This window comes from Roseovarius aestuarii, assembly GCF_019966515.1.
Classification (GTDB): domain Bacteria; phylum Pseudomonadota; class Alphaproteobacteria; order Rhodobacterales; family Rhodobacteraceae; genus Roseovarius; species Roseovarius aestuarii.
The window spans coordinates 162208-186638 of the sequence record NZ_JAIMIB010000001.1; the positions used below are offsets into that span (position 1 = coordinate 162208).

Annotated in this window: 26 protein-coding genes and 1 tRNA gene; 16 read left to right on the forward strand and 11 right to left on the reverse strand. The window is 59.1% G+C overall.

The window, feature by feature from the left end; genetic code table 11:
• Positions 1 to 49 precede the first annotated feature (49 nt).
• A complete protein-coding gene (locus LC334_RS00780) occupies positions 50 to 1000 on the reverse strand; it encodes a GlxA family transcriptional regulator (RefSeq protein WP_085798329.1) in 951 nt (316 codons plus the stop codon).
• A 79-nt stretch (positions 1001 to 1079) separates the two neighbouring features.
• Here LC334_RS00780 and LC334_RS00785 point away from each other — a divergent pair, with 79 nt between their 5' ends.
• The 7 genes from LC334_RS00785 to LC334_RS00815 are packed head-to-tail and all read left to right on the forward strand — an operon-like array spanning position 1080 to position 9098.
• On the forward strand, positions 1080 to 1991 hold the full coding sequence (locus LC334_RS00785; protein WP_085798330.1) for a BKACE family enzyme: 912 nt from the start codon (positions 1080 to 1082) through the stop codon (positions 1989 to 1991).
• Positions 1988 to 2752: an SDR family oxidoreductase gene (locus tag LC334_RS00790; protein WP_085798331.1), complete on the forward strand. Its 765-nt coding sequence runs from the start codon at positions 1988 to 1990 to the stop codon at positions 2750 to 2752. The genes LC334_RS00785 and LC334_RS00790 overlap by 4 nt, the downstream gene beginning before the upstream one ends.
• Positions 2752 to 4161, forward strand: coding sequence for a carnitine 3-dehydrogenase (locus LC334_RS00795; RefSeq protein ID WP_085798332.1), 1410 nt, complete (start codon positions 2752 to 2754; stop codon positions 4159 to 4161). The genes LC334_RS00790 and LC334_RS00795 overlap by 1 nt, the downstream gene beginning before the upstream one ends.
• Position 4162: 1 nt before the next feature.
• Complete coding sequence (locus LC334_RS00800) at positions 4163 to 5326, forward strand: acyl-CoA dehydrogenase family protein (RefSeq protein ID WP_085798333.1); 1164 nt, start codon at positions 4163 to 4165, stop codon at positions 5324 to 5326.
• A gap of 3 nt (positions 5327 to 5329) precedes the next feature.
• On the forward strand, positions 5330 to 6229 hold the full coding sequence (locus LC334_RS00805) for an alpha/beta hydrolase fold domain-containing protein (protein WP_085798334.1): 900 nt from the start codon (positions 5330 to 5332) through the stop codon (positions 6227 to 6229).
• Positions 6229 to 8316 carry an acetate--CoA ligase family protein gene (locus LC334_RS00810; protein WP_223412833.1) on the forward strand — a complete coding sequence of 696 codons (2088 nt, stop codon included), beginning with the start codon at positions 6229 to 6231 and terminating at the stop codon, positions 8314 to 8316. The genes LC334_RS00805 and LC334_RS00810 overlap by 1 nt, the downstream gene beginning before the upstream one ends.
• Positions 8313 to 9098, forward strand: a complete 786-nt coding sequence (locus LC334_RS00815; protein ID WP_085798335.1) for a carnitinyl-CoA dehydratase — start codon at positions 8313 to 8315, stop codon at positions 9096 to 9098. Before LC334_RS00810 ends, LC334_RS00815 begins: the two co-directional genes overlap by 4 nt.
• Positions 9099 to 9208: 110 nt before the next feature.
• Here LC334_RS00815 and LC334_RS00820 read toward each other — a convergent pair whose 3' ends face one another.
• From LC334_RS00820 to LC334_RS00845, 6 genes are all read right to left on the reverse strand, one after another.
• Entirely contained in the window at positions 9209 to 9823 is a 615-nt protein-coding gene (locus tag LC334_RS00820; RefSeq protein WP_085798336.1) for a hypothetical protein, read from the reverse strand.
• Positions 9824 to 9958: 135 nt separating this feature from the next.
• Positions 9959 to 11005, reverse strand: a complete 1047-nt coding sequence (locus LC334_RS00825) for a GGDEF domain-containing protein (protein WP_085798337.1) — start codon at positions 11003 to 11005, stop codon at positions 9959 to 9961.
• The gene (locus LC334_RS00830; protein ID WP_085798338.1) at positions 11002 to 11598 is read right to left on the reverse strand and encodes a heme NO-binding domain-containing protein; all 597 of its coding nucleotides are present in this window, start codon (positions 11596 to 11598) and stop codon (positions 11002 to 11004) included. The genes LC334_RS00825 and LC334_RS00830 overlap by 4 nt, the downstream gene beginning before the upstream one ends.
• Positions 11599 to 11736: 138 nt before the next feature.
• Positions 11737 to 13074: an 8-oxoguanine deaminase gene (locus LC334_RS00835; protein WP_085798339.1), complete on the reverse strand. Its 1338-nt coding sequence runs from the start codon at positions 13072 to 13074 to the stop codon at positions 11737 to 11739.
• 294 nt (positions 13075 to 13368) lie between these two features.
• Positions 13369 to 14175 (reverse strand): histidinol-phosphatase, encoded by an 807-nt coding sequence (gene hisN, locus LC334_RS00840; protein WP_085798340.1) that lies wholly within the window; start codon positions 14173 to 14175, stop codon positions 13369 to 13371.
• A 41-nt stretch (positions 14176 to 14216) separates the two neighbouring features.
• Complete coding sequence (locus LC334_RS00845; protein WP_085798341.1) at positions 14217 to 14588, reverse strand: helix-turn-helix domain-containing protein; 372 nt, start codon at positions 14586 to 14588, stop codon at positions 14217 to 14219.
• Positions 14589 to 14899: 311 nt separating this feature from the next.
• Between LC334_RS00845 and LC334_RS00850 the strand changes: the two genes are divergently transcribed.
• Positions 14900 to 15862 carry an NADPH:quinone oxidoreductase family protein gene (locus tag LC334_RS00850; protein ID WP_085798342.1) on the forward strand — a complete coding sequence of 321 codons (963 nt, stop codon included), beginning with the start codon at positions 14900 to 14902 and terminating at the stop codon, positions 15860 to 15862.
• Here LC334_RS00850 and LC334_RS00855 read toward each other — a convergent pair.
• Positions 15849 to 16724, reverse strand: a complete 876-nt coding sequence (locus tag LC334_RS00855) for a LysR family transcriptional regulator (protein WP_085798343.1) — start codon at positions 16722 to 16724, stop codon at positions 15849 to 15851. The two genes, LC334_RS00850 and LC334_RS00855, sit on opposite strands and share 14 nt — an antisense overlap.
• Before the next feature lie 123 nt (positions 16725 to 16847).
• Between LC334_RS00855 and LC334_RS00860 the strand changes: the two genes are divergently transcribed.
• Both LC334_RS00860 and LC334_RS00865 read left to right on the forward strand, forming a co-directional pair.
• Positions 16848 to 17042, forward strand: a complete 195-nt coding sequence (locus LC334_RS00860) for a DUF1127 domain-containing protein (protein WP_085798760.1) — start codon at positions 16848 to 16850, stop codon at positions 17040 to 17042.
• A gap of 132 nt (positions 17043 to 17174) precedes the next feature.
• Positions 17175 to 17894 (forward strand): Bax inhibitor-1/YccA family protein, encoded by a 720-nt coding sequence (locus tag LC334_RS00865; protein ID WP_085798344.1) that lies wholly within the window; start codon positions 17175 to 17177, stop codon positions 17892 to 17894.
• Between the two features lie 137 nt (positions 17895 to 18031).
• Here the strand turns inward: LC334_RS00865 and LC334_RS00870 are convergent, their stop codons facing one another.
• The 3 genes from LC334_RS00870 to LC334_RS00880 form a co-directional block, all read right to left on the reverse strand.
• A complete protein-coding gene (locus tag LC334_RS00870) occupies positions 18032 to 19384 on the reverse strand; it encodes an MATE family efflux transporter (RefSeq protein ID WP_085798345.1) in 1353 nt (450 codons plus the stop codon).
• 97 nt (positions 19385 to 19481) lie between these two features.
• Positions 19482 to 20420, reverse strand: a complete 939-nt coding sequence (gene ppk2, locus LC334_RS00875; protein WP_085798346.1) for a polyphosphate kinase 2 — start codon at positions 20418 to 20420, stop codon at positions 19482 to 19484.
• Between the two features lie 178 nt (positions 20421 to 20598).
• Entirely contained in the window at positions 20599 to 20910 is a 312-nt protein-coding gene (locus LC334_RS00880; protein WP_085798347.1) for an ETC complex I subunit, read from the reverse strand.
• Between the two features lie 279 nt (positions 20911 to 21189).
• Here LC334_RS00880 and LC334_RS00885 point away from each other — a divergent pair, with 279 nt between their 5' ends.
• The 6 genes from LC334_RS00885 to LC334_RS00910 all read left to right on the forward strand — a co-directional run bounded on the left by LC334_RS00885 (position 21190) and on the right by LC334_RS00910 (position 24375).
• Positions 21190 to 22074, forward strand: a complete 885-nt coding sequence (locus tag LC334_RS00885; RefSeq protein ID WP_085798348.1) for a carbon-nitrogen hydrolase family protein — start codon at positions 21190 to 21192, stop codon at positions 22072 to 22074.
• Positions 22075 to 22157: 83 nt separating this feature from the next.
• Positions 22158 to 22376 carry a translation initiation factor IF-1 gene (gene infA, locus LC334_RS00890; protein WP_007205486.1) on the forward strand — a complete coding sequence of 73 codons (219 nt, stop codon included), beginning with the start codon at positions 22158 to 22160 and terminating at the stop codon, positions 22374 to 22376.
• Between the two features lie 67 nt (positions 22377 to 22443).
• Positions 22444 to 23022, forward strand: coding sequence for a Maf family protein (locus LC334_RS00895; protein ID WP_085798349.1), 579 nt, complete (start codon positions 22444 to 22446; stop codon positions 23020 to 23022).
• Positions 23019 to 24044 carry a ribonuclease E/G gene (locus LC334_RS00900; protein WP_085798350.1) on the forward strand — a complete coding sequence of 342 codons (1026 nt, stop codon included), beginning with the start codon at positions 23019 to 23021 and terminating at the stop codon, positions 24042 to 24044. The genes LC334_RS00895 and LC334_RS00900 overlap by 4 nt, the downstream gene beginning before the upstream one ends.
• Positions 24041 to 24223, forward strand: coding sequence for a DNA gyrase inhibitor YacG (locus LC334_RS00905; protein WP_085798351.1), 183 nt, complete (start codon positions 24041 to 24043; stop codon positions 24221 to 24223). Before LC334_RS00900 ends, LC334_RS00905 begins: the two co-directional genes overlap by 4 nt.
• Positions 24224 to 24300: 77 nt before the next feature.
• A tRNA-Phe gene (locus LC334_RS00910) sits at positions 24301 to 24375 on the forward strand.
• Positions 24376 to 24431 lie beyond the last annotated feature (56 nt).

Sequence of the window (24431 nt, forward strand, 5' to 3'; positions counted from 1 at the left end):
TTCTATGGGAATTTTTGAAAACCCTAAGAAATTTCAGGAAAACCTCGGGCTAGCCCGCCGCTCTGAGATCGGTTGGCGTGACGCCAAACTGCTTGCGGATTGCTCGGGTCAGCGCCGCCGGGGACTCGTACCCGCAGCGCACCGCGATTTCAGCCACCCCGAGCGGTGTACCTTCCAGCAACTTGCGCGCCGATGCCAACCGCAGATGCCGGTAGACGGTCCCCGGCGGCGCGCCAAGACGGGCCCGAAACCTCCGATCCAGGGTGCGGGGCTGACATGATAACCGACGCGCCAGAACCTCGAGCGGCAATGGCCCTTCCAGGTTTTCGCGCATCAGCCCCAGAGCGCGACTGACAAGCGGGTCGCGATCTGCATTGCGGTCGCGGTCGGCCCCGATGGGCGGGTCGCGGTGGATAAAAAGCGCCTCAACCGCAAGCCGCGCAGCAATGCCCAAATGATCGCTGATCAGGTCAAGCGTGAGATCCAGCGCCGACATCGCCCCGGCGCAGGTCATCAGGTTGCCATCTCGGACAACCCGCGCCTGTTCGGCCTCAACTTCCAAAAACTGTTCGGTAAAGGCATCAAGCAGATCCCAGTGCACGGTTGCCCGCTTGCGATCCAGCAAGCCCGCCGACGCCATGAGCCAAGGCCCGGCATCCAGCCCGACAGTAACGCGGGCCAGCCCCGCAGCACGTCGCAAGGCCCGACGCTTCTCGGACGTGTTGTGCCTTTCATGATGATAACTAGCGGTGACAAAAAGATAATCGCAGCGCCCCAAATCCTTCAGCGGCGCATGCGGCAAAATCTGCATCCCGCTCGACGACAGAACCGGCGCACCGTCGGGCGTGAATATCTGCCACTCGAAATGTTGTAACGTTGTCTGGGTATTCGCCGCCCGCAACGGCTCCAGACAATTGGCCAGACAGAGGTTCGAAAACTGATCAAACAGCAGAAATGCGATGCGAACAGGCGACGCAGGCGTTTTTGTCCATTTCGGCATTCTTTTTGTCCATTCCTGCAAACTCTATTTCCCTAGCACGGCGATACGATTTCGCAAACCTACAAACCGGGAGATTCAGATGCCGCTTGCCATGAACCGAGAGGTTTTTATCACCTGCGCCGTGACCGGCTCGGGCTCCACCCAGGATCGAAGCCCGCATGTGCCGCGCTCACCACAACAGATCGCCGACAGCGCCATCGCCGCCGCCAAGGCCGGGGCCGCCGTGGTGCATTGCCATGTACGCAATCCGGAAACCGGCGAACCCTCGCGTGATCCCAAGCTGTATCGTGAACTGACCGACCGCGTGCGTGACGCCGAAATTGATGTGGTTCTGAACCTGACCGCCGGGATGGGCGGCGACATGGTCTTTGGCGGCGTCGAAACCCCTCTGCCCCCCGTGGACGGCACTGACATGGTCGGTGCCACCGAACGGATGGTCCATATCGCTGAGTGCCTGCCGGAAATCTGCACGCTTGATTGCGGCACGATGAACTTTGCCGAAGCAGATTACGTGATGACCAACACGCCCGGCATGCTGACCGCGATGGGCAAGATGATGACCGATCTGGGCGTGAAACCCGAGATCGAGGCGTTCGACACTGGCCATCTCTGGTATGCAAAACAATTGGTTAGCGACGGCGTACTGGAACCCGACGCGCTGGTGCAGCTTTGTATGGGGGTGCCGTGGGGGGCACCGAATGATCTCAATACCTTCATGGCGATGGTCAATAATGTGCCCTTTGATTGGAACTGGTCGGCCTTTTCACTGGGTCGCGATCAGATGGCCTATGTAGCGACCTCGGTGCTGGCGGGCGGCAATGTGCGCGTGGGGCTTGAAGATAACCTGATGCTGGATCGTGGCGTTCTGGCCGAGAACTGGCAACTGGTGGAGCGCGCCCGCGAGATCATCGAACGCCTCGGCGCACGGGTCATCGGTCCCGACGAAGTGCGCCAGAAACTACGGCTGACCAAACAGGCCGCACGGGGATGAGCGGTCGCCGGGTACTAATCACGGCTGGCGCCTCGGGCATCGGGCTGGGATTGGCCAAACGATTTGCCGCCGAAGGCGACCAACTGGCCATCTGCGACGCAGATGGCGATGCAATCGCTCAGGTCAAAGCAGGTCACCCCGATTTCATCGCCCACCACGCCGATGTGACAGACGAAGCGCAGATGGACGCCTTTCTGGCCCAGGTTGAGGACGTATGGGGCGGGGTCGATGTGGTCTGTGCCAATGCAGGCATTGGCGGCCCAGCAGGCCGGATCGAGGATCTGGATTATGGTGCCTGGCGCGATTGCGTGGGCGTGAACCTCTTTGGTGCCTTCCTGACCTGCCGCTGGGCGGCACGGGTAATGCGGGCGCAAAAGTCAGGTCTGATTATCCTTACCTCATCCACCGCAGGGCTGTTCGGCTATCCGCTACGCTCCCCTTATGCCGCCGCCAAATGGGGTATTGTGGGGTTGACCAAAACGCTGGCAATGGAGTTGGGCGGCGCAAATGTGCGGGTCAATTGCATCTGCCCCGGCGCGGTCGAAGGCGACCGGATGGAGCGGGTGCTGGCCAATGAAAGCGCCGCCACCGGCACACCCATCGAAGACCTGCGCGCGGCCTATGTCGATTGCACGTCGCTCAAAAGCTGGGTCAGCGTCGATGATCTGGCGGATATGGCGCTTTTCCTCGCCTCACCCGCAGCCAGCAAAGTTTCGGGCCAGATTCTGGCCGTGGACGGACATACGGAGAGCATCAACTGATGACCAATACTGCAACTATCATTGGCGGTGGCGTGATCGGCGGCGGATGGGCCGCGCGGTTCCTGCTGAATGGCTGGAACGTGCGGGTTTATGACCCTGATCCCGAAGCCGAACGCAAAATCAACGAAGTCATGGTCAATGCCCGCCACGCCCTGCCCATGCTTTACGATTACGCACTGCCGGATGAAGGTGCGTTGAGCTTTCATGACACGATCGAAGACGCCGTGGCAGGGGCTGCGTGGATTCAGGAAAGTGTGCCGGAACGGCTTGAGATAAAACACAAGGTATTTCAGGAAGTTCAGGCGCACTGCTCAACTTCTTCTGTCATCGGGTCTTCCACCTCGGGGTTTAAACCATCAGAGCTTCAGGACGGCGCAACTCAGCCCGGGCAAATCCTGGTGACCCACCCATTCAACCCGGTTTATTTGCTGCCCCTGATCGAAGTTGTCCCCACCGACAAGAACACGCCGGAAACGATTGATAGAACAAAGGAAATACTGTCCGTCCTTGGTCTCTATCCGCTACTTGTCCGCAAGGAGATCGACGCCCACATCGCCGACCGTTTTCTTGAGGCGGTCTGGCGCGAGGCCCTGTGGCTGGTCAAGGACGGCATTGCCACCACCGAAGAGATCGACAACGCGATCCGCTATGGATTTGGTATCCGTTGGGCGCAGATGGGCCTCTTTGAAACCTACCGCGTGGCCGGGGGTGAAGCGGGCATGAAACACTTCATGGCACAGTTCGGTCCCGCCCTGAAATGGCCTTGGACCAAACTAATGGACGTGCCCGAGTTCACCGATGAGCTGGTCGATCTGATCGCCGGGCAATCGGATGATCAGTCCGGCCATCTGAGTATCCGCGAGCTGGAACGCAAGCGCGACAATAACCTGATTGCGATGATGCGGGCGCTGAAGCAGCAGGGCAATGCGGCGGGGCAGTTGATCAAGGACCACCAGAAATCTCTGCGTCCAGTGCTCACCGATGCCAATCCGATTGTCTCTATGCGCCGCACAGTGCCCGTGGACTGGACCGACGTGAATGGTCATATGAATGAAGGGCGCTACGGTCAACTTTTCTCGGACGCGGCTGAAGAGATCATGGCCCATGTAGGCGCGGATGATGACTATATCGCCAATGGTCTCAGCTACTTTACCGTTGAAACCACGGTGAAATATCTGGCCGAAACGCATGCCGGTGAAGAGATTGAGGTGCATACCCGCATCACCGAGGGTAAGGGCAAGAAACTGCGTTGTTTCCACGAGATGAAACGCGCCAGCGATGGTGAGTTGATGGCGACCTGCGACCAGTTCATGCTGCATGTGAGCCTGGAAACCCGCCGCACCTGTGAGCCTGCAGACCACGTACGCCAGAAAGTCGAGGCGCTGGCCGCGCTTCATGAGGAGAATTGAGATGCAGTTCGGGCTGACCGAAGAACAGGAAATGATCACGTCGACCGTGCGCAGCTTTGTCGAGAACGAGCTTTATCCGCATGAATTGGAAGTCGAGCGCACTGGCCATCTACCGATGGAGATCATCAAGGAGGTGCAGGCCAAGGCGATCGAGGCCGGGCTTTACGCCGCCAACATGCCTGAAGAGGTCGGCGGCGCGGGCCTCGATACGCTGACCTGGCTGATGTACGAAAAGGAACTGGGCCGCGCCAATTACGCACTGCACTGGACCTGCGTCGCGCGGCCCTCGAATATCCTGCTGGCAGGAACGGACGAGCAGAAGGAGAAATACCTTTATCCTTGTATCCGGGGCGAGAAATGGGATTGCCTGGCGATGACTGAGCCGGGTGCCGGGTCGGATCTGCGCGGTATGCGGGCGACAGCCCGCGAGGACGGCGACGATTTCATCCTCAACGGCACCAAGCATTTCATCAGCCATGCCGATATCGCAAACTTTTCGATCGTGTTCATGGCGACCGGCGAAGAGGAGACACCGCGGGGCCCCAAGAAACTGATCACAGCGTTTTTCGTTGATAAGGGAACGCCAGGTTTTACCGTGCGCGAGGGCTATCGCAATGTCAGCCATCGCGGGTACACCAACGCCGTGCTGGAATTTGATGATTGCCGCCTGCCGAAATCGGCGGTGCTGGGCGAGGTGCACAAGGGGTTTCAGGTGGCCAACGACTGGCTGGGCGCAACCCGGTTGCAGGTGGCCGCCACCTGTCTGGGCCGGGCGGAACGGGCATTGCAACATGCGGTGGGATACGCGGCCGAGCGCAAACAGTTCGGCCAGTTGATTGGAAAATTCCAAGGCATTTCGTTCAAACTGGCCGATATGGCGACCGAGCTGAAGGCGGCGGAGCTGCTGACCTGGCATGGCGGCTGGAAATTCGATCAGGGCACGGTTACGGAAACCGACATGTCGATGGCCAAGCTGAAGGCGACCGAGATGCTGGCGATGGTCGCGGACGAGGCCATTCAGATCCACGGTGGCATGGGACTGATGGATGAACTACCGCTGGAACGGATATGGCGCGACGCCCGCGTCGAACGCATCTGGGAAGGCACATCGGAAATCCAGCGCCACATCATTAGCCGCGAGATGCTGCGGCCTCACGGGGCCTGACCCATGCCCGTCCCGCTTTCGCCTAGCGCCGAAGCACGCGCGTTTCTGGCCGATCCGGCCAATCGCAATTGCTGGGAATTCAACGCATCCGAATTGCCAACAATGCGGGCCGATGCGCTGACCGAAGCCGAAGCATGTGCCCCGGCCCTGGCGGCGAGACACGGTGTGACGCTGGACTGGGAAGATGTAGCTGGGATTCGTAGCTTGTTGATTACGCCAGAAAGCTGGGATGGCAAAGCACAGCTACTTTATCTCTATGGCGGCAGTTTCATTATGGGCAGCCCGCTGGAAGATCTGTTCATCAGTTCCACTCTGGCGGCTCGAACCGGCCTGCAGGTGGTTTCGCCCGCCTATGCGCTCGCTCCCGAATACCCCTTTCCGGCTGGTCTGAATAATGCGCTCTCGGTCGCGCTGGCACTCCGTCCATGCGCCATAGCGGGGGAATCCGCAGGCGGAAATCTGGCGCTGTCGGTCACGCGGGAGCTGCTGGCAAAAGGCATCGACTTGAGGGGGGTTGCCTTGTTGTCACCAGCCGCTGACATGTCGCCCCAATTTGACCCGAGTGACGCACCGGACGATCCCACGCTGCACATTCCACTGGTAGAGGAAATGCCGGGCATCTATGCGCCGGGCACCGATCCTTTCGATCCACGGCTGTCCCCGCTCTATGGCAGTTTTGGTCCCGAATGGCCGCCCTGCCTGATTACGACAGGTACGCGCGACAGGTTTGTCGGGATCTGCGCCCAACTGGCTCGTGCGATGCGCGCGTCTGGCGGTTATGCAGATCTGCGCCTTTGGGACGGGATGTGGCATGTGTTTGAATATTACGAGGCCATTCCCGAGGCGGCGGCGTCGCTGGCGGAAATAGCAGATTTTCTCAATGCGCATGTCGGAACCTGCTAATGAACCAGATGAATGAACATGACGTCACCACACAGGCAGGGACCGCAACGCCCAGATTGTCGCGCCTTCTTAGTCCACGATCGATCGCGGTGATTGGCGGCGGCGCGTGGTGTAACTCAGTGGTCACCCAATGCCAAAAGATGGGATTTGACGGCCCGGTCTGGCCGGTGCACCCCAAACGGTCGGAGGTGGGAGGCGTCGCGACGTATCCAGCGCTGGCCGATCTACCCGGCGTACCCGACGCCACGTTCATCGGCGTCAATCGCCACCTGACGATCGAAACCGTACGCACCCTTCGCGAGATGGGCGCCGGGGGCGCCGTTTGTTTCGCCAGCGGTTTTCGCGAAGCGCAGGCCGAGACCGGCGATGGCAATAGCCTGCAAGCCACCCTGCTTGAAGCCGCGGGCGAGATGCCGATCATTGGACCTAATTGCTATGGTTTCATCAACTATCTCGATGGTGCGCTTCTCTGGCCGGATCAACACGGTGGCGTACGCAGCGCGCAGGGTGTCGCGATCCTGACGCAAAGCTCGAACATGGCGATTAACCTGACCATGCAGGCGCGAGGCTTGCCGCTGGCCTATGTCGTCACTGCGGGCAACCAGGCGCAAATCGGACTCTCGCAGATCGGTCGCGCCCTCTTGGCGGACGACCGCGTCACTGCCCTTGGTATGCATATCGAGGGAGTGGGCGATCTGCGGGCGTTCGAGGCGTTTGCCGATGACGCCCGGCGCCTTGGCAAACCGTTGGTCGCACTGAAGGCCGGAAAATCCGCACAGGCGCGCGCGGCGGCGATCTCTCACACGGCATCGTTATCGGGCAGTGACGCGGGCGCCAGGGCACTTTTTGCGCGGCTCGGCATTGCACAGGTTGACAGTCTGACCGCGCTTCTCGAGACGCTCAAACTGTTGCATTTCGCGGGGCCGTTGCCCTCATCCCGGATCGTATCAATGTCCTGTTCGGGCGGCGAGGCAAGCCTGATGGCCGATAGCGCCCTGGGTCGAAAGGTCAGCTTTCCCCCGCTCTCCGAGGCTCAGCATCAGGGCTTGAGATCCACCCTGGGACCGATGGTAGCACTGGCTAATCCGTTGGATTATCACACTTTTATCTGGAACGACACCGAGGCTATGGCTGACACTTTTGCTGCCGCGCTGTCGGGCGATATCTCTCTTGGTTGCCTGATCACCGACTACCCGCGCGAAGATCGTTGCGACACATCCTTCTGGGATTGCACCATCACGGCCGGGGCACGCGCCAGCGCGTCCGCAGGCAAACCACTCGCGATTGTCTCCACCCTGCCCGAGGCGCTTTCCGAGGCGATGGCCACCCGCATCGCTAAGGCGGGCCTGATCCCGATGCACGGGCTTGACGATACGCTGACGGCCATCGAGGCCGCAGCATTTCTGGGACAGGGATCCCCCCCGGTTGCCCCGGTTTTGATCGCTGGAGAGCCGCGCACAACCAATGTGTTGAGCGAAGCACAGGCCAAGAAAGCTTTAGCGGGATTTGGTATCCCGGTTCCTGCGTCGGCGCGTGCGGCATCGCCCGAGGATATTGCCCAGGCCCTAGGCGGCCTAGCCCTGCCCGTCGTGCTGAAGGCCGAGGGTTTGGCCCACAAGACCGAAGCCGGGGGCGTCGCCCTTGACTTGGAGAGTATCAACGCGGTGATCGACGCGGCCCGTGCAATGAAAGCCCGAAGCTTTCTGGTGGAGGAAATGATCGCCGAAGGGGTCGTCGAATTACTGGTCGGTGTGGTGCGTGACCCGGCGCATGGTTTTGTCCTGACACTGGCCGCAGGCGGCACACTGACCGAGATTTTGCGCGACAACACCTCGCTTTTGTTGCCGGTGACCGAGGCCGATATCCTGGCGGCTCTCGACACGCTGCGCATCGCGCCGCTGCTCGCGGGTTATCGCGGCAAACCCGCCGCAGATCGGCCGGCGATAGTTGCTGTGGTGCTGGCGGTACAGGCCTATGTTACTGCCAATGCCTCGGTGCTCGACGAGGTGGAAATTAACCCTCTTATCTGTACGCCCACGTCGGCAGTGGCCGCAGATGCCCTGATCAGGATCGGAGACAACACATGACAGACAACCCCATTAAGACCACCCGGCGCGGTGCTGTTTTTGAAGTAACGCTTGACCGGCCCAAGGCCAATGCGATCGACCTGAAGACCAGCCGGATCATGGGGGATGTCTTTCAGGAATTCCGCGACGATCCCGAGTTGCGCGTTGCGATCATTACCGGTGGCGGAGAGAAGTTCTTTTGCCCGGGCTGGGATCTGAAAGCCGCCGCCGATGGGGACGCAGTAGACGGCGATTATGGCGTCGGCGGTTTTGGCGGCATTCAGGAAATGCGGGCGATGAACAAACCGATCATTGCCGCCGTCAATGGGATCTGCTGTGGCGGCGGGCTGGAACTGGCGCTCAGCGCCGATATCATTCTGGCGGCAGATCATGCCAGCTTCGCCCTGCCCGAAATCCGCTCGGGCACCGTGGCAGATGCGGCTTCGGTCAAATTGCCGAAGCGCATTCCCTATCATGTCGCGATGGAGATGCTGCTGACGGGCCGGTGGATCAACGCCGAAGAAGCTGCTCGCTGGGGGATGATCAACCGCATTATTCCCGGGCCGCAACTGATGGACGAAACCCGCGCGCTGGCAGATCACCTCGCCTCGGGTCCGCCACTGGTTTATGCCGCGATCAAGGAAATCGTCCGCGAGGCCGAGGCGATGACGTTTCAGGACGCGATGAACCGGATCACCCAGCGGCAATTCGGCACGGTTGATGCGCTCTATGCGTCCGAGGATCAAATGGAAGGCGCCCGCGCATTTGCTGAAAAACGCGACCCTGTATGGAAGGGAAAATAAGCTAAGGCGATTGTGCGAAAATCGGCGATTGTCTTCGCCCGCACATTGCATTAAGTTGAGCCGTTAGCGCACTGATTATGCTTCTAAAATCAAAGGTGATACTGAGGCATTTATCTATTACTACTTTGCAGCCCACCGGTGCGAGTGTTACCGGCGCTCTTTACCTTGTTGCGCTTCAGCTCACGCTTTTTTACCAACACCTCTTTGCGGGGCAGCCATGTATAACGCCGATCTTCAAGAGTTGGCGACCAGAAGAGCACCCCCCCCTTGCGCCACGGGTCCAGCACAATGCCGTGCTGGAAAGTGTCGCCCTTGCGACTGATAATGGCCGTGCTGTGCTCCAACCGGATGTTAAACGAATTGGCGATCGCCCGATGCAGATCGAGTGTCTGGAAATTTTCCTGTTTCAGGCGGGCTTCGATGTCATGCGCCCAGTGCCAGCACAATCCACGTTTCTTCTTGCCCATGTTCACCTTGGTATTGTGAACAAGCGGATGGTCAGTGATCTCGTATTCCTGCGCCAGCTGATAGGTATAGGAATAAGTCACGCGCGCCGCACGCATGGCCTCTTCCGGACTCACCTCGGGGCCGAGTGCCAGAATAGCCTGTGCCAATACCGCCATGTCCTGCTCTGTTCCGGGTGCAGGAGGACCTGACCGCGCCAGAACGGCATTTGCATTAAAAATGAAGGTCAGCAGAAGCAGGAAACTGGCAACGATTTTCATGGCACGCCGGAAGGTCTGATTTCGATGCTGTCAGAGCTAGCCGGATTGCCCCGCTTTGTCGAGTGACTGGCGTATGACAATCCCGTGTGGGCTATCCCCGAATGTGGCAAAGCAGCTATGCGCTTTCCTGGCCGGTTATCGCGCCTGATGCATGGTGACAACGCTGTCACCGCCCCGCAATGAAGGGTCGAAAAGCACATGCTGCCCGCGCCCGCGCCTTTTAGCGGCATAAAGGGCGACATCCGCATCATCCATCATCTGCTCGAGGGCCGGCATCTTGTAGTTACCGCTGATCGTTGTCCCAATGCTAGCCGAGATCCTGCATTCCCGCCCGTTGAACAGTATCGGCTCTTCCAACCGCGATATCAGGCGATTGGCGATTTCCGACACCCGCTCCTGGTTAATCAACCGGGCGAAGACAAGGACAAATTCATCGCCACCAGCCCGAATAATCGTGTCATCCCCCCGGGTTTCAGCCACCATGAGTTCCGCCACCCGTTGCAGCACATGATCTCCTGCCGCATGCCCCATGTTGTCATTGACCGCCTTAAAATAATCGAGATCCAGATGCATCAGGGCGAAATCCTGTTCGGTCTCCATCAGCCGGCTTAGCACCTGATCCATAGCGCGGCGGTTACCCAACCCAGTCAGCGTGTCTGTAAACGCCTGTTCTTCGGCCGCTATCTTGGCACCCTGCAGGCGCAGATTCAGCTTGCGCGAGGCCTCCATCACAGCCGATTTAGCCTCGACCAGATAGAGCATTTCGACCGCCAGATCGGTCACCGCAAAATCGGCACTGGTCAGGGAAAAATCCTTAACCGCCTCCAATACCGAAATGCCGAAAGACAGATTGACAATTGCACCGCCCGCGGGCCCGAAAGCCGGGGTGTCGCCCAATGGCACCAGCACGCCCTTGAGCTCGGTACGTGGTGCGGCACGAAGCTGCAAATGCAATTTGACACCATCGATCGCGCAAAGCTCCTGCATCGTCGATACCCGGCGCGGTCGTTTCAGTTCGAAAATTTCCAGAAACCGGGCGCCAGTGGCATCTTCAGTCCGGAGCAGCTTGTTTGTCGAGGCCCCCGCATGCACGATGTGGCCGGTATGATCCAACACCGCATGCATCGGGCAGATTATGTTCAGCAGATGGCCAAGTTGCTGAATACTGGCATTCTGTGTCATCCGGCGCGCGCCCCCAGTTCGAATTCTCTGCCGGACGCGTAGGCGGTTTCCAACAACCGTACCTCGATGATCTCGCGCCCGTCACGCCCGCCTTTGTGCTGCAAAAAGACCAGCGCGCCATAATCGTCGGCCATCGCCCGCAACAAGCCGGTCACGACGTGCCCAAATCCTGGCAACCGGGCCTGTTCCGAATGGACTGTCAGGCAAAAGAAATCAGTCGCGAATTCACGCAGCTCCAGCATCGGCAACTCCAGATCCGCCAGTGCGAGGCGCGTGCGCGCCTGGAGATCATCGAGAGAATGCAGAAAATCGAGAAATGTAACGCCACTAAAACGCAGCAAACGGCGCAGCGGTTCGAAATTCGCATGCGACATGAGGTAGGTCCCGATATCCTCTAATATATCAGCCCTGGACTGGCTCAATTCACGCGATAATTCGTCCAGCAATCTGATCGTCAGATCGTCTTCGTAATTCAACATCGGCTCGAATTCGACGAACCCGAGTTGCAACTTTTTCGTCAACTCGATCCAGACGTCGCGCCCATATGTATCGCGAACAAAGCGCTCAATAGCCCTGTTGATTGACCCGTGCATGTCCTGCTCCGCTTAAACCCGCGCAGGATGGCAGGGCTTAGTTAATAACACCCCAACACTTCAAATTGTCGGCATTACATCAGGGTGGCGCGCGAAACGCCCGTCAATGACTGGATCGCCTGGCTTTGTTTCGCCTAATCAAGCTGCGGCGAGACCGCGCGCCAAGTCATTCTGTTTCCGGATCAGAACGGGCAGATCTACCGTCGTCAAAAACCCGCCCCGAACGATCTGCCGGCCCTCAACAAACAGATCGCGCACCCGATGGGGACCAGCCAGCAGCAAGGCGGCAGGATCCCAACTGCCCGCCGCCTCTGTTCCACTGCAATCCCAGATGGCGATATCGGCGCGTTTTCCGGGGCTTAGTTGCCCGCAATCCTGCCGACCCAGCACTCGGGCACCACCGCGCGTCGCAATCTCCAGCGCCTCCCGGGCGCTCATAGCATCTGCGCCCCGCGCCACGCGCTGCAACAACATCGCTTGGCGCGCTTCCAACACCATATTGCCCGTATCATTGCTCGCCGACCCGTCCACGCCCAGCCCCACCGCCACACCGGCATCGCGCATGTTCCGGATCGGTGCGATGCCCGAGCCCAGACGGCAATTTGAGCAGGGGCAATGCGCCACGCCGGTTCGCGTTTTAGCCATCAAGTCAATCTCATCTGCGTTCAATTTTACACAATGTGCATGCCAGACATCATTCCCGGTCCATCCCAGTTCTTCGGCAAATTGCCCGGGCCGGCAGCCAAATTTCGACAGCGAGTAAGTAATATCCTCGTCGTTTTCCGCGAGATGGGTATGCAGCATCACACCCTTTTCGCGCGCCAGCAGGGCAGCATCTCGCATCAACTCACGACTGACCGAGAACGGCGAGCACGGCGCGACACCTACCCGGCACATCGAGCCTTCTTTCGGGTCATGGAACGCATCTATCACACGGATGCAATCGTCCAGAATGGCAGCCTCATCCTCGACCAGTGTGTCTGGCGGCAGACCACCCGCACTTTCGCCGATGCTCATCGCGCCGCGGGTGGGATGAAACCGCAGACCGATCTCCTGTGCCGCCTCGATCGTATCGTCAAGCCGGGAGCCATTCGGGTAAAGATAGAGGTGGTCGGAGCTGAGCGTACAGCCTGACAGCGCCAGTTCCGCCAACCCGGTCAGGGCCGAGACACGCATTTCCTCGGGGCCAAAGCGCGCCCAGATCGGATAGAGCGTCTGCAACCAGCCAAAAAGCAGTGCATCCTGAGCACCAGGAACTGCCCGTGTCAGGGACTGGTAGAGATGGTGATGAGTATTGACCAACCCGGGCGTCACCACACAACCGCGCGCCGGTACGACCTCTCCGCCGGTCTGCAGCCCCTGCCCTAGTTCTGCGATCACACCATCGCGGATCAGAATGTCGACCTTCGCCAATTCCTGACGCGCATCGTTCATTGTGAGGACGTGATCAGCATCCTTGATCAGTATTTCAGCCATTGGAATATCCCCTGTTTCGACTGTGCCGACCCCCTCGGACACATGTGCATTCAGAGCGGTGGAAAGGGGCAAAGAACCGCTCTATCAGTCGATAATATCGTCATAGCGATGCAGACGGAACCACTTTGGCGGCATGGTTCTATTGTCACATCAACGCCGAGCGTGGCACCGACGAAGCGCGGCGTGTTTGGCCCTTTTTCGGCGTCGAGAGACCTTCCGAAACCTCTTCTTGAAATCAAACCGACCAGTAGCCAATCAAGATCAAAACACTGCAAAACCGCGACGTGTGATAAATCACGCCACGCGAGACAATATCTCCAGCGCGGCCTCATGTTGCTGCCGTCCCGCCGCCGCAAGCACCCGACCGCCCTGATGTGCCGGACCGCCCTGCCAGTCGGTGACGATGCCGCCGGCGGCCTCAATCACTGCAAGCGGTGCCTGGATGTCATAGATTTGCAATCCGGACTCGATGACCAGGTCGATCTGCCCCGCCGCCAAGAGCGCATAAGCATAACAATCCATCCCGTAGCGTGTAAGTTTGGCCTTGCTCGCCACGGCCTTGAAGGCCGAGCCTTCTTCGGGTGTGCCCACCTCGGGAAACGTTGTGTAGAGCACTGCGTCATCAAGCGACCGCTCGCCGCGCACCCGTAGTTGCCGTTCCCCCATTGGTCCGACAACCCGGCTATGGCCAAGACCGCCTTCAAATCGTTCTCCGATATAGGGCTGGTCGACAATCCCGTAGAATGGGCCGTTCTGGTCAGATACGGCGATAAGCACACCCCAGGTTGGCGTGCCAGACATGAAACCGCGTGTGCCATCGATCGGATCAAGCACCCAGGTCAGACCACTTTCACCGGCCTGGGTGCCGTACTCCTCACCCAGAATGCCATCCTGCGGACGCATCCGCGCCAGCACATCGCGCATCGCACGTTCTGTGGCCCGGTCCCCCTCGGTTACTGGGTCGAACCCCTGCCCGGCCTTGTTATCCGCGGTCAGAGACTCTGAGCGGAAATACGGCAGAACAGTCTCGCGCGCGGCATCTGCCACCGCATGCGCGGTTTTTACAATATCTTCGATGTCCAATGAAAAACTGTCCCTCATGCCACGATCAGCAGCATGAGTAGACAGAATTTAGCGCGACCTCAAGCGACGTCGCTCAGCACCCGGGCAAGATCAAACAGGCGACGGCGCTGGTTTTCCGGAATTGCATAGTAAGACCGCACCAGATCAAGCGCTTCCTTATCCCCCAGCAAGTCGGACGGTACTGAACTTCCCTCATCCCGGTCAGAGCTTTCGCTGTCCAACCCCTCAAAGAAAAAACTGACCTCGACATCAAGCGCGTCGGCGATATCCCAAAGCCGGGAGGCGCTTACGCGGTTGGCACCGGTTTCGTATTTTTGAATTTGCTGAAACTTTATTCCAACACTCTCGGCCAGTTGTTGCTGCGTCATTCCGACAAGCCAGCGACGATGGCGAATTCGTTTACCGACATGTACGTCGACGGGGTGCGGCATGGTTATTCCTTCCTTTAGCTGCCCCAAACATCCGACACCCGAAACAACAGGCGCGGTGGAGCCAATATTTACCGTTCATTACGCCACGCATCCCTGCAGCGCGCCGCAAAGGTAACATTATGCCGTTAAAATACAAGAAATATTACTATCCGGAAACGTGACCTATGCTAATGAGAAACAATCTAGACTTGCGCCCTATCCTTTTGAATAGGTCCATTCGCCCCTGCTATCGGTATTTGACAAACTCGGCCCAGGGCGGCTAGGCCGCATCAACACAAGATCCACTGCTCCGAAAAAGGTAATAGCTCCAGATGCGCGCGTTTCAGATAAAGTCTTTTGATACCCTTCCCGAACTGTCACACGCCGAAATGCCAAAACCTGGGTCAGGGGAAATCCGTATAAAAACAGAATCTTGCGGCCTGAACTTCGCGGATCTTCTAATGATCGAAGGTAAGTATCAGGACACGCCTGCCCCACCGTTCACCATGGGTATGGAGGTGGCGGGCGTCATTGACGCGCTTGGCCCGGACACAGCAGCACCCCCGGTCGGCACGCGTGTCGCTGTCTTCGCCGGACAGGGCGGATTGGCCGAGTACGGCTGCTTTCCCGCAGATCGTGTCGTCGAGCTGCCGGAAACAATGAACCCCACCGACGCCGCCGCATTCCAGATCGCCTATGGTACCAGCCATGTGGCGCTGGATTACAAGGCGCGACTTCAACGTGGCGAGACTCTGTTGGTGCTCGGCGCGGCCGGGGGTGTGGGGTTGACCGCAGTCGAGATTGGAAAATTGATGGGCGCGACGGTCATTGCCTGCGCCCGCGGCAACGATAAACTTGAGGTTGCGCGTGCCGCCGGGGCCGATCATCTGATCGACGCCAAAACCCAAGATATCCGCGATGTCTGCAAAGCGCTTGGCGGTGTCGATGTAGTTTACGACCCGATCGGCGGCGATCAGTTCAAGGCGGCCTTTCGGGCGTGCAATCCCGAAGCGCGTATTCTACCCATAGGATTTGCCAGCGGCGAGGTGCCGCAAATCCCCGCCAACCACCTCCTGGTGAAGAATATCAGCGTTATGGGGCTTTACTGGGGCGGATATCTGAAATTTCGCCCCGAGATCGTGACAAATAGTCTGCGAACCCTACTGGAATGGTACGAAGCCGGTCGGATCAAACCCCATATCTGCCAGGTCTTTCCGCTGGAACAGGCCGCCGATGCGCTGGAGCTGCTGCGCAGCCGCAAATCAACCGGCAAGGTCGTCGTCACGATTGATTAACGACTGCGGTCTCGCTGGCGCAAAAGCCGTTTCTGACCATGACCGCCAGTTGCTCTACCAATTCGTTGCGCGGTGTGCGCCCGCCATACATGTTGACCTTCTGCGTGCCCAGATCCGGCAGGTTTGCCGCTGCAGGGACCAGCTCAAGATGGCGCGGCGCGCTGCCTTCGAGGATGGTCGTGACCGCGAGATCGGCGCTCACCGTTGCCTCTATCGCGCCGTCGGAATTTGAATCAATGGCGTTTTCCCAATCGATCTCGGCCTGTTCCAGCTTTTCGATTGCGCCCGCCCGAAACAGGCAGTTGCGGCAATTGGCCAGTTGCAGCGGGCGCTTTTTCCAGACCGAACCATTGACGGCCCCGTACCAGCGAAGCGGCATTTCAGTCAAAACCTCGCCGCCGGGGCCGACGATGGTTTCCGTTGTCAGGATCAGATCCATCTCGCCCTGGCCATAGGCTTCGATCAGGGCGGTGGAATAGGATGAATTCAACAGCACCTTGACCCTCGGGAACGCGGCATTGAACTGTTTCAGCACGCGTGGGATCGCCGGATAGATGATGTCATGCGGCACGCCAAAGGTGACCTCCCCCTCCCAGACCTGGTCTGTGAGCCGCCCAACCACCTCATCGTTCAGATCTACCAGCCGACGGGCATAGCTGAGCAATTGTTCGCCAGATGGCGTCAGGGCGATCTTGCGGTTACTTCGGTCCAGCAGATCAACCCCCAGAAGCTCCTCAAGCCGCTTAAGCTGCATCGACACCGCCGACTGCGTCAGGTTGAGCGCCGAGGCCGCCCGAGTGACACCGCCATAATCGGAAAGCGCCACAAAGGATCGCAACGTGGTTATGTCGAGATTTCTCATTCATCACACTCCTTGATGGTATCCGTCACAAACATTCGCTTTCAATATGGACTGAGGTTGGCATAAATATCAAGACATGAAATGCAAAGAGATCAATGCATCAAGAATTCGAAAGGAAACGACATGGCATTCCTGTCCAATACCAGCCATCCCTGCCACCCCACCCCATCCCGGCGCTTTTCGTTTATTGACATGCTGACTGTGTACCGCCAACGACGGGTACTGGCCCGGCTTGATGACGCCGCACTGGACGATATCGGGCTCAGCCGCGACGATGCGCTGCGGGAATCCCGGAGGCCTTTTTGGGATCTGCCTTAAAATCTGCGCTGAATAGCCTTTAAAATACTATGTTTCCGGCGTCGGAAAACCTTGAAAACACAGGCCAACTAACCGATATTGACGGCAACGGTTCCATTTCGGGGCCAGCCAGAACACTTATCGGAGGTTTAGATGGCTGAATTTGACACAATCCGGAGCAGCGCAGGCACGCGTACAGCCGCGATTGACGAGGGTCTGCGCGCCCATATGAACAAGGTCTACGGCACGATGTCCGTCGGCATGCTGATCACCTTCGCCGCGGCCTGGGCTATCGGCAACAACGCCGCTATGATGGAAACGCTGTTCACGGGCATGACCCGTTGGGTGGTGATGTTTGCGCCGCTGATCCTGGTTTTCGCTTTCAGCGCGATGATTAACAAACTGTCGGCCGCAGCAGCGCAGCTGTTCTTTTACTTCTTCGCCGCCGTCATGGGCGTCTCGATCAGCTATATCTTCGTGATCTTCACCGACTTCTCGATCGCGCAGGTCTTTCTGACGACCGCAATCGCCTTCGCTGGCCTGTCGCTTTGGGGCTACACCACCAAGAAAGACATCTCGGGCTGGGGCAGCTTCCTGATCATGGGCGTGATCGGCCTGATCGTGGCTTCGATCATCAACATCTTCCTGGGCTCGCCCGCGATCATGTTCGCGATCTCGATCCTAGGTGTGCTGATCTTTGCGGGCCTTACCGCCTATGACACGCAGAACATCAAGAACACCTACTTGGCTCATGCTCACCACGGTGACACGGAATGGCTGGGCAAGGCGGCAATCATGGGCGCGTTGAACCTCTATCTGGACTTCATCAACATGTTCATGTTCCTGCTGCAGCTTCTTGGCAACCGCGAGTAATCGCAGGAGCATACGGAGATAAAGAGGGCCGGTCTCAACGACCGGCCCTTTTGATTCCATCACTGTAATGACCTTGGAGCACCCGGATCAGCGGCTGCTTTGCCGAAACGGATAAACGGATCAAAGTTGACCACGGCTCAAGCCGTGTTGCGCACCGACCAACCCCAGAACCGCACCATCATCAAGACCCCGGCAATCGCCAGCCCCACCGCCAAACCCAGCCAAATGCCGACACCGCCCATCCCCCAGGTAAAGCCCAGCCCATAGCTGACAGGCACGCCGATCAGCCAATAGCTGACCGCGGCGATGATCATCGGCACCTTGGTGTCCTGCAGCCCGCGCAAGAGGCCCAGGGCCATCACCTGCGCCGCATCGGCAAACTGGAACAGCGCGGCGGCGGCCAACAAGCCGACGCCGATGACGATCACCCCGGCGCGGTCGGGCTCATCAGGATGCATGAAAAGGCCGATCAGAAACTCCGGCACCACCAGAAAGGCAATGACGGTCAATAGCGCCGTAAGAATCGACATCGCAATCACCACTTTTGCGCCATCGCGCAGCCCCTGAACATCGCGCCGCTCTGAAGCCTGAGCGGCACGCACCGTGGCGACGTTGGATAAGCCGATATGCACCATGAATACGGCGGATGTCACCTGCAATGCGGCCCCATGCGCCGCTAACTGCAAGGTGCCCAACCAACCCATCATTATCGAGGATGCTGCAAACAGCGCCACTTCCGACAGGTTGGTCAACCCAATCGGCCAGCCCAGACGGAAAACCTGTGCCAGCGCCTCCCAATCCGGGCGCCAGAGCCGCTGAAAAAGTGCGAATTGCGGTGTGACCAGCATGACATACCCCACCAGCACCACGAGCGATGCGGTACTGACCGTCAAGGAGGCGATTGCAGCCCCGCGAATGCCCATCTCGGGGAAGCCCCAATTGCCGAAGATCAGCAAATAATTAACCGCGATATTCAGAAGGACCGCGCCAACTGTTACCCACAGCACGATCTGGGTTCGCTCTAGGGCCGCCAGGAAAGATTTCAGCACCATTACCAGCAGGGCGGGTACGATCGACCAGCCCACAATGGTCAGATAGTCGGCTGCCAGCGCTGATGTTTCCGGGTCCTGCCTCAACCCCAGAAACAGTGCCTCTGACCAGATCGTCAACGGCAGGATCGCAACGCCAAAGATCACTGAGGCCCACATGCCCATGCGGGTGATCCGGCGCACCTGGGTTTCGTCCTCGGCCGCGTTGGCGGCAGCAACCATCGGCATCACCGCGAAGGCAAAGCCCGATCCCACGATAAAAAGAACAAACCACAGCGTCCCACCCAGCACCTCGGCGGCCAGCGCCTCGACCGAGTACCAGCCCAGCATGACCGCATCGCTGAGCGTGACGGCAAACTGCGCCAGATGGCTGCCGATCAGCGGCAGGCCAAGGCTGAGCACACGCTTTGCGTGATGAATATATCCCGAGGGCTGTTGCATAATCCCGCCCTACGCCCGCCCTTCGGCAAAGGCAAGGCAGGTGTGACACCCATCTGGTAGAGACCAGCCCAGAGGCGGCCTTATCGTCACATATGCTTTAGCGTTGCTTGCGCTGATCGGGATGCAGGGCGGTCCCCAGGATATGTTCGGATTGGTGCACGACATGCTGCGCCGTACTGACAATCAGCGGATCGGGCGGCGTCGAGACTTCAAGATCCTTGCCTGGATAATCCACCGAATTCAGGAAATGCAGCATACAGTTGAGACGCGCACGTTTCTTGTCATTCGACTTGATCACGGTCCAGGGTGCGTCAGCCGTGTCTGTGTAGAAGAACATCGCCTCTTTGGCCTCGGTGTAGTCATCCCACTTGCCCAGTGACTGTCGGTCAATCGGGCTGAGCTTCCACTGCTTGAGCGGATCCGTGGCGCGGCTGTCAAAGCGGCGTTTCTGTTCATCTTGCGTCACCGAAAACCAGTATTTGTAAAGCCGGATGCCCGACCGGACCAGCATGCGCTCCAATTCGGGCGTTTGGCGCATGAATTCCAGATATTCTGTCGGCTCACAAAAGCCCATTACCCGTTCAACGCCGGCCCGGTTGTACCAGGAGCGGTCATAGAACACCATTTCACCCCTGGTTGGCAGATGGTCAACATATCGCTGGAAAAACCATTGCCCACGTTCCTCATCTGTGGGTTTGTTCAGGGCAACAACGCGCGCCGACCGGGGGTTCAGATGCTCGGTAAATCGCTTGATCGTGCCGCCCTTGCCCGCCGCATCACGACCTTCGAACAACAGAACGAACTTCTGGCCCGTCTCCTGTGCCCAATGCTGTACCTTCAGCAACTCAGCCTGAAGCTTTGCCTTTTGATCTTCATACGGACGACGACCCAGCTTGGTATCGTAGGGGTATTTGCCGTTCTCGAACGCCTTGCGCAGGCTTGTCACATCATCGGTCTCGGATGTGCTCTCCGGCGCAACATCCGGCGCTACTTCTGGCTTTTTTCTGGAATTGGTCTTCGTTTCGACTGTCGTCATAAGGCGCCTCCTTCTCGTGTCCGATCAGCAGGGTAACGAGAGATGGCACAAGCCGCCTTGATCCGGGTCAAATCCGCTAACACACTCCGGCTAACTGGACAGAAAGGTCTGTCCGTGTCCGCCACAGCCACCAGACTCTAAGTTGCGCAAATCAAAGACTCAGGGCGCCTGGCGCGCCTTAATGCGTCCACGCCCCGCGGCGGTTTGTCGCGAAGTTCTCACCATAGCCGCCGGGCCGGATGTTGGGCTTGCGGGTCTTCGGTTCCTGCACGATTGCATCAATGCCCTTCTCTTCAGCATAATCCAACGCCGCCTCTTTAGACGAAAACCGCACCCTGACCTGCGCCTGCGTATCCGATGATGATGTCCAGCCCATCAACGGATCGACGCTGCGCGCTTCATCCGCCACATATTCCAGCACCCAGTGCTTGGTCTTGGCGGTACCGGATTGCATGGCGTTGCGGGCAGGTTTGTAAATACGGGCGGACATGGGGCAGGCTCCTGTTTCTGAAGGTGTTATCCCAAAATCAGCGCCGCGCGGCAAGTAGACAAATACGGCACGCGGCAGACTTTCCCACTCCCATCGGATCGGGGGGCTGGGGGACGTCCCCCAGGGGCTGCGTGCCCTGAGCGCAAAACTGAACGGCGTGAGCCGAGCGAACTCCGTTTGAAAGCCCCTGCCCGGTCGTGGGCGTTACTGCAAATAAGTGCTTACGCATTGGCTCTCCAGCGCTTAGAAAGCCCACGATATCATCACCCGGAGATCCAGATGAAAATCGCCACAGCCGCCTACCCGCTCGATCCCCCGGATAGCTGGGTCAGCTATGCCGAGAAAATCACCGATTGGGTGGCCGAGGCGGCGAAAAACGGTGCGGAGCTTCTGGTGTTCCCCGAATATGGGGCAATGGAACTCGCGATGCTGTCGGGCCCGGATATCGCGGGCGATCTCGAAAACTCCCTGCGTGCGGTCTCGGACCGTATCGATGACGCCAATGACCTTCACGCCGATCTGGCCACGAAGTATGGCGTTTATATCCTGTCGGGATCCGGCCCGGTTTTTGATGATGCCGTCAGCAACCGCCCGGTCAATCGCACCCACCTCTTCTCACCCACCGGCGGACGCGGCGTTCAGGACAAGCAGATCATGACCCGGTTCGAGCGTGACCCGATGCAGATGGCCTCCGGCGGCCCCTTGCGCCTGTTCGAAACCAGCCTGGGCAAAATCGCGATCCTGACCTGTTATGATAGCGAATTCCCGCTCCTGGGCCGGGCTCTGGCCGATGCCGACCTGATCCTCGTCCCCTCCTGCACCGAGGCACTATCGGGCTATTGGCGAGTACGGATCGGCGCAATGGCGCGCGCGCTGGAAAATCAGTGCGTCTCGGTCATGGCCTCACTTGTCGGGCCTGCCCCCTGGAATCCGGTCGTAGACATGAACACCGGCATGGGCGGTATTTTCGCACCCCCCGACGCAGGCTTTCCCGACACCGGCATAGTGGCCGAGGGCACGCTGAACCAACCCGGCTGGACCTATGCCGAGGTCGATCTGGCGACCATTGCCAATGTCCGCAAGGATGGCCGCGTGCTGGGCCGCACCCACTGGCGTGAACAAACCGGTCGCGACGGCCATGTCACATCTGAACCGCTCGGGTGATTATCCCCTTGAAAATCACGTCAAACAGGCCCATTTAGGGGCGCGATCCGCCACGTGGCGGAAAAACTGTAATAGGAGAGACCATGGCCAAGGAAGAATTGCTCGAATTTCCCGGTGTCGTAAAGGAACTCCTGCCCAACGCGACATTCCGGGTCGAGCTTGAAAACGGCCATGAGATTATCGCGCACACGGCGGGGAAAATGCGCAAGAACCGTATCCGGGTTCTGGCGGGCGACAAGGTACAGGTCGAGATGACCCCCTATGACCTTACCAAGGGCCGGATCAACTATCGCTTCAAATAAGCGACGTGTCCGCATCCCGAAAAGTGACGGCTGATTATCAAAGTAGATGCGGACAACGAACAAGAACATGCGGCTGATCCTGGGATCCGGCAGTCCGCGACGGCGGGAACTGCTGGCGCAGATCGGCGTGGTGGCGGATGAAGTCCGCCCCCCCGACATCGATGAAACCCCGCTCAAATCGGAACTGCCCCGCCCCTACTGCATTCGCATGGCGCGTGAAAAGGCGCTTGCCGTTCCGGCAGAGTCCGGTGACATCGTGCTTTCGGCCGACACAACCGTGGCCCTCGGACGCCGCATCCTCGGCAAACCCGACACCGCTGCCGAGGCCGCCGAATTTCTGCTCGCCATGTCCGGGCGGCGCCACAAGGTTATCACCGCCGTCGCCCTGCGGTGCGGAGATCGCATCTGGGAAAAGGATGTGGTCACAACCGTCAAGATGAAACGGCTGTCTGATGAAGAGTTGAACGCCTATCTGGCCACCAACGATTGGCAGGGCAAAGCCGGGGCTTACGGCATTCAGGGACCCGCAGGCGCGCTCATTCCGTGGATACAAGGCTCGTTTACCGCCGTCGTGGGGCTGCCCTTGGCTGAGACCGCGGGCCTGCTGCGCGCCGCCGGGTATCCGTTACATAAGGACATGCCATGAAGGGACGTATCGTAGCCCTTGACCATCTGAACACAGCAAAAACCGCCGCCCTACTGGTCGATGGCCGGCTTGAGGATTTGTTGATCGAACACGACGCCCCAGTCCCCGGCACCATCTACCGCGCCACGGCCGGACGGCCCGTCAAGGGTCAGGGCGGCATGTTCATGAACACCCCCGATGGCACGGCTTTCCTGCGCCAGATCAAGGGGCTAGCGCCCGGCGACAGCCTGATTGTGCAGGTCACCGGCTATGCCGAACCCGGCAAAGCCATCCCGGTCACCGCGAAACTTCTGTTCAAAAGCCGCTACGCCATCGTCACCCCCTCGGCGCCCGGCATCAACGTGTCACGCGCAATCCGCGAGGATGAAACCCGCGACGCGCTGCTCGAAATCGCCCACGAGGAAATGGCGGGCAAGGAGGTGGGCGTGATCCTCAGATCATCTTGCGCCGACGCCAACGCCGAGGACATCGCTCAGGACATCGCAGCAATGCGCGATCTGGCCTGCGCCATCAGCAACGACGCAGACGGCAAAGAACCGGAAAAACTGCTGGAGGGTGATGATCCCCATACCCTCGCCTGGCGCGAATGGACCCAGCCCGCAGAGATCAGTAGCGACGCTGGCTCTTTCGCTGATCTCGGCGTACTCGATCAGATCGACACCCTGCGCGGCCCCAAAGCATCGCTATCCGGCGGGGCATTTATGTTTGTCGAACCCACGCGCGCACTAACCGCCGTGGATGTGAATACAGGCGGCGATACCTCACCTGCAGCAGGGCTCAAGGCCAATCTGGCCGCCACCCGCGAGTTACCCCGGCAGTTACGCCTGCGCGGGCTTGGGGGCCAGATCACGCTAGATCTGGCGCCGATGAACAAGAAAGACCGCCGCCAGTTCGAAACCGCCCTGCGGGCGGCTTTCCGGGCCGATACCGTTGAAACAGCCCTTGTCGGCTGGACGCCCCTGGGTCATTTTGAGCTACAGCGCAAACGTGACCGCGTGGCCCTGAGCGAGATACTGACATGACCTGCCCCATCTGCGAAAAGCCCCCGGATCAGGCCTATCGGCCCTTCTGCTCCAAACGCTGCGCCGATATAGATCTGGGCAAATGGCTTAAGGGTGATTACGCCGTGCCCTCACAAGAACCCGAAGACATTGAAGAGGCCGTCGAGCAAGCGATGCAACAGGCGTCGAAACCGCACTGAAAAAGTTGCAAACGCCTCTGGACAGCCTGCCCGACCTCGCCTAGAACGCCGGAACCCGAACGCAAAGCGTTCCCCGTGCCCGGGTAGCTCAGGGGTAGAGCAGTGGATTGAAAATCCTCGTGTCGGTGGTTCGATTCCGCCCCCGGGCACCACTTCAATATCCAAAGACAAGCGACTACATACAATAAGGCCCTATAAAGTTGGGCTT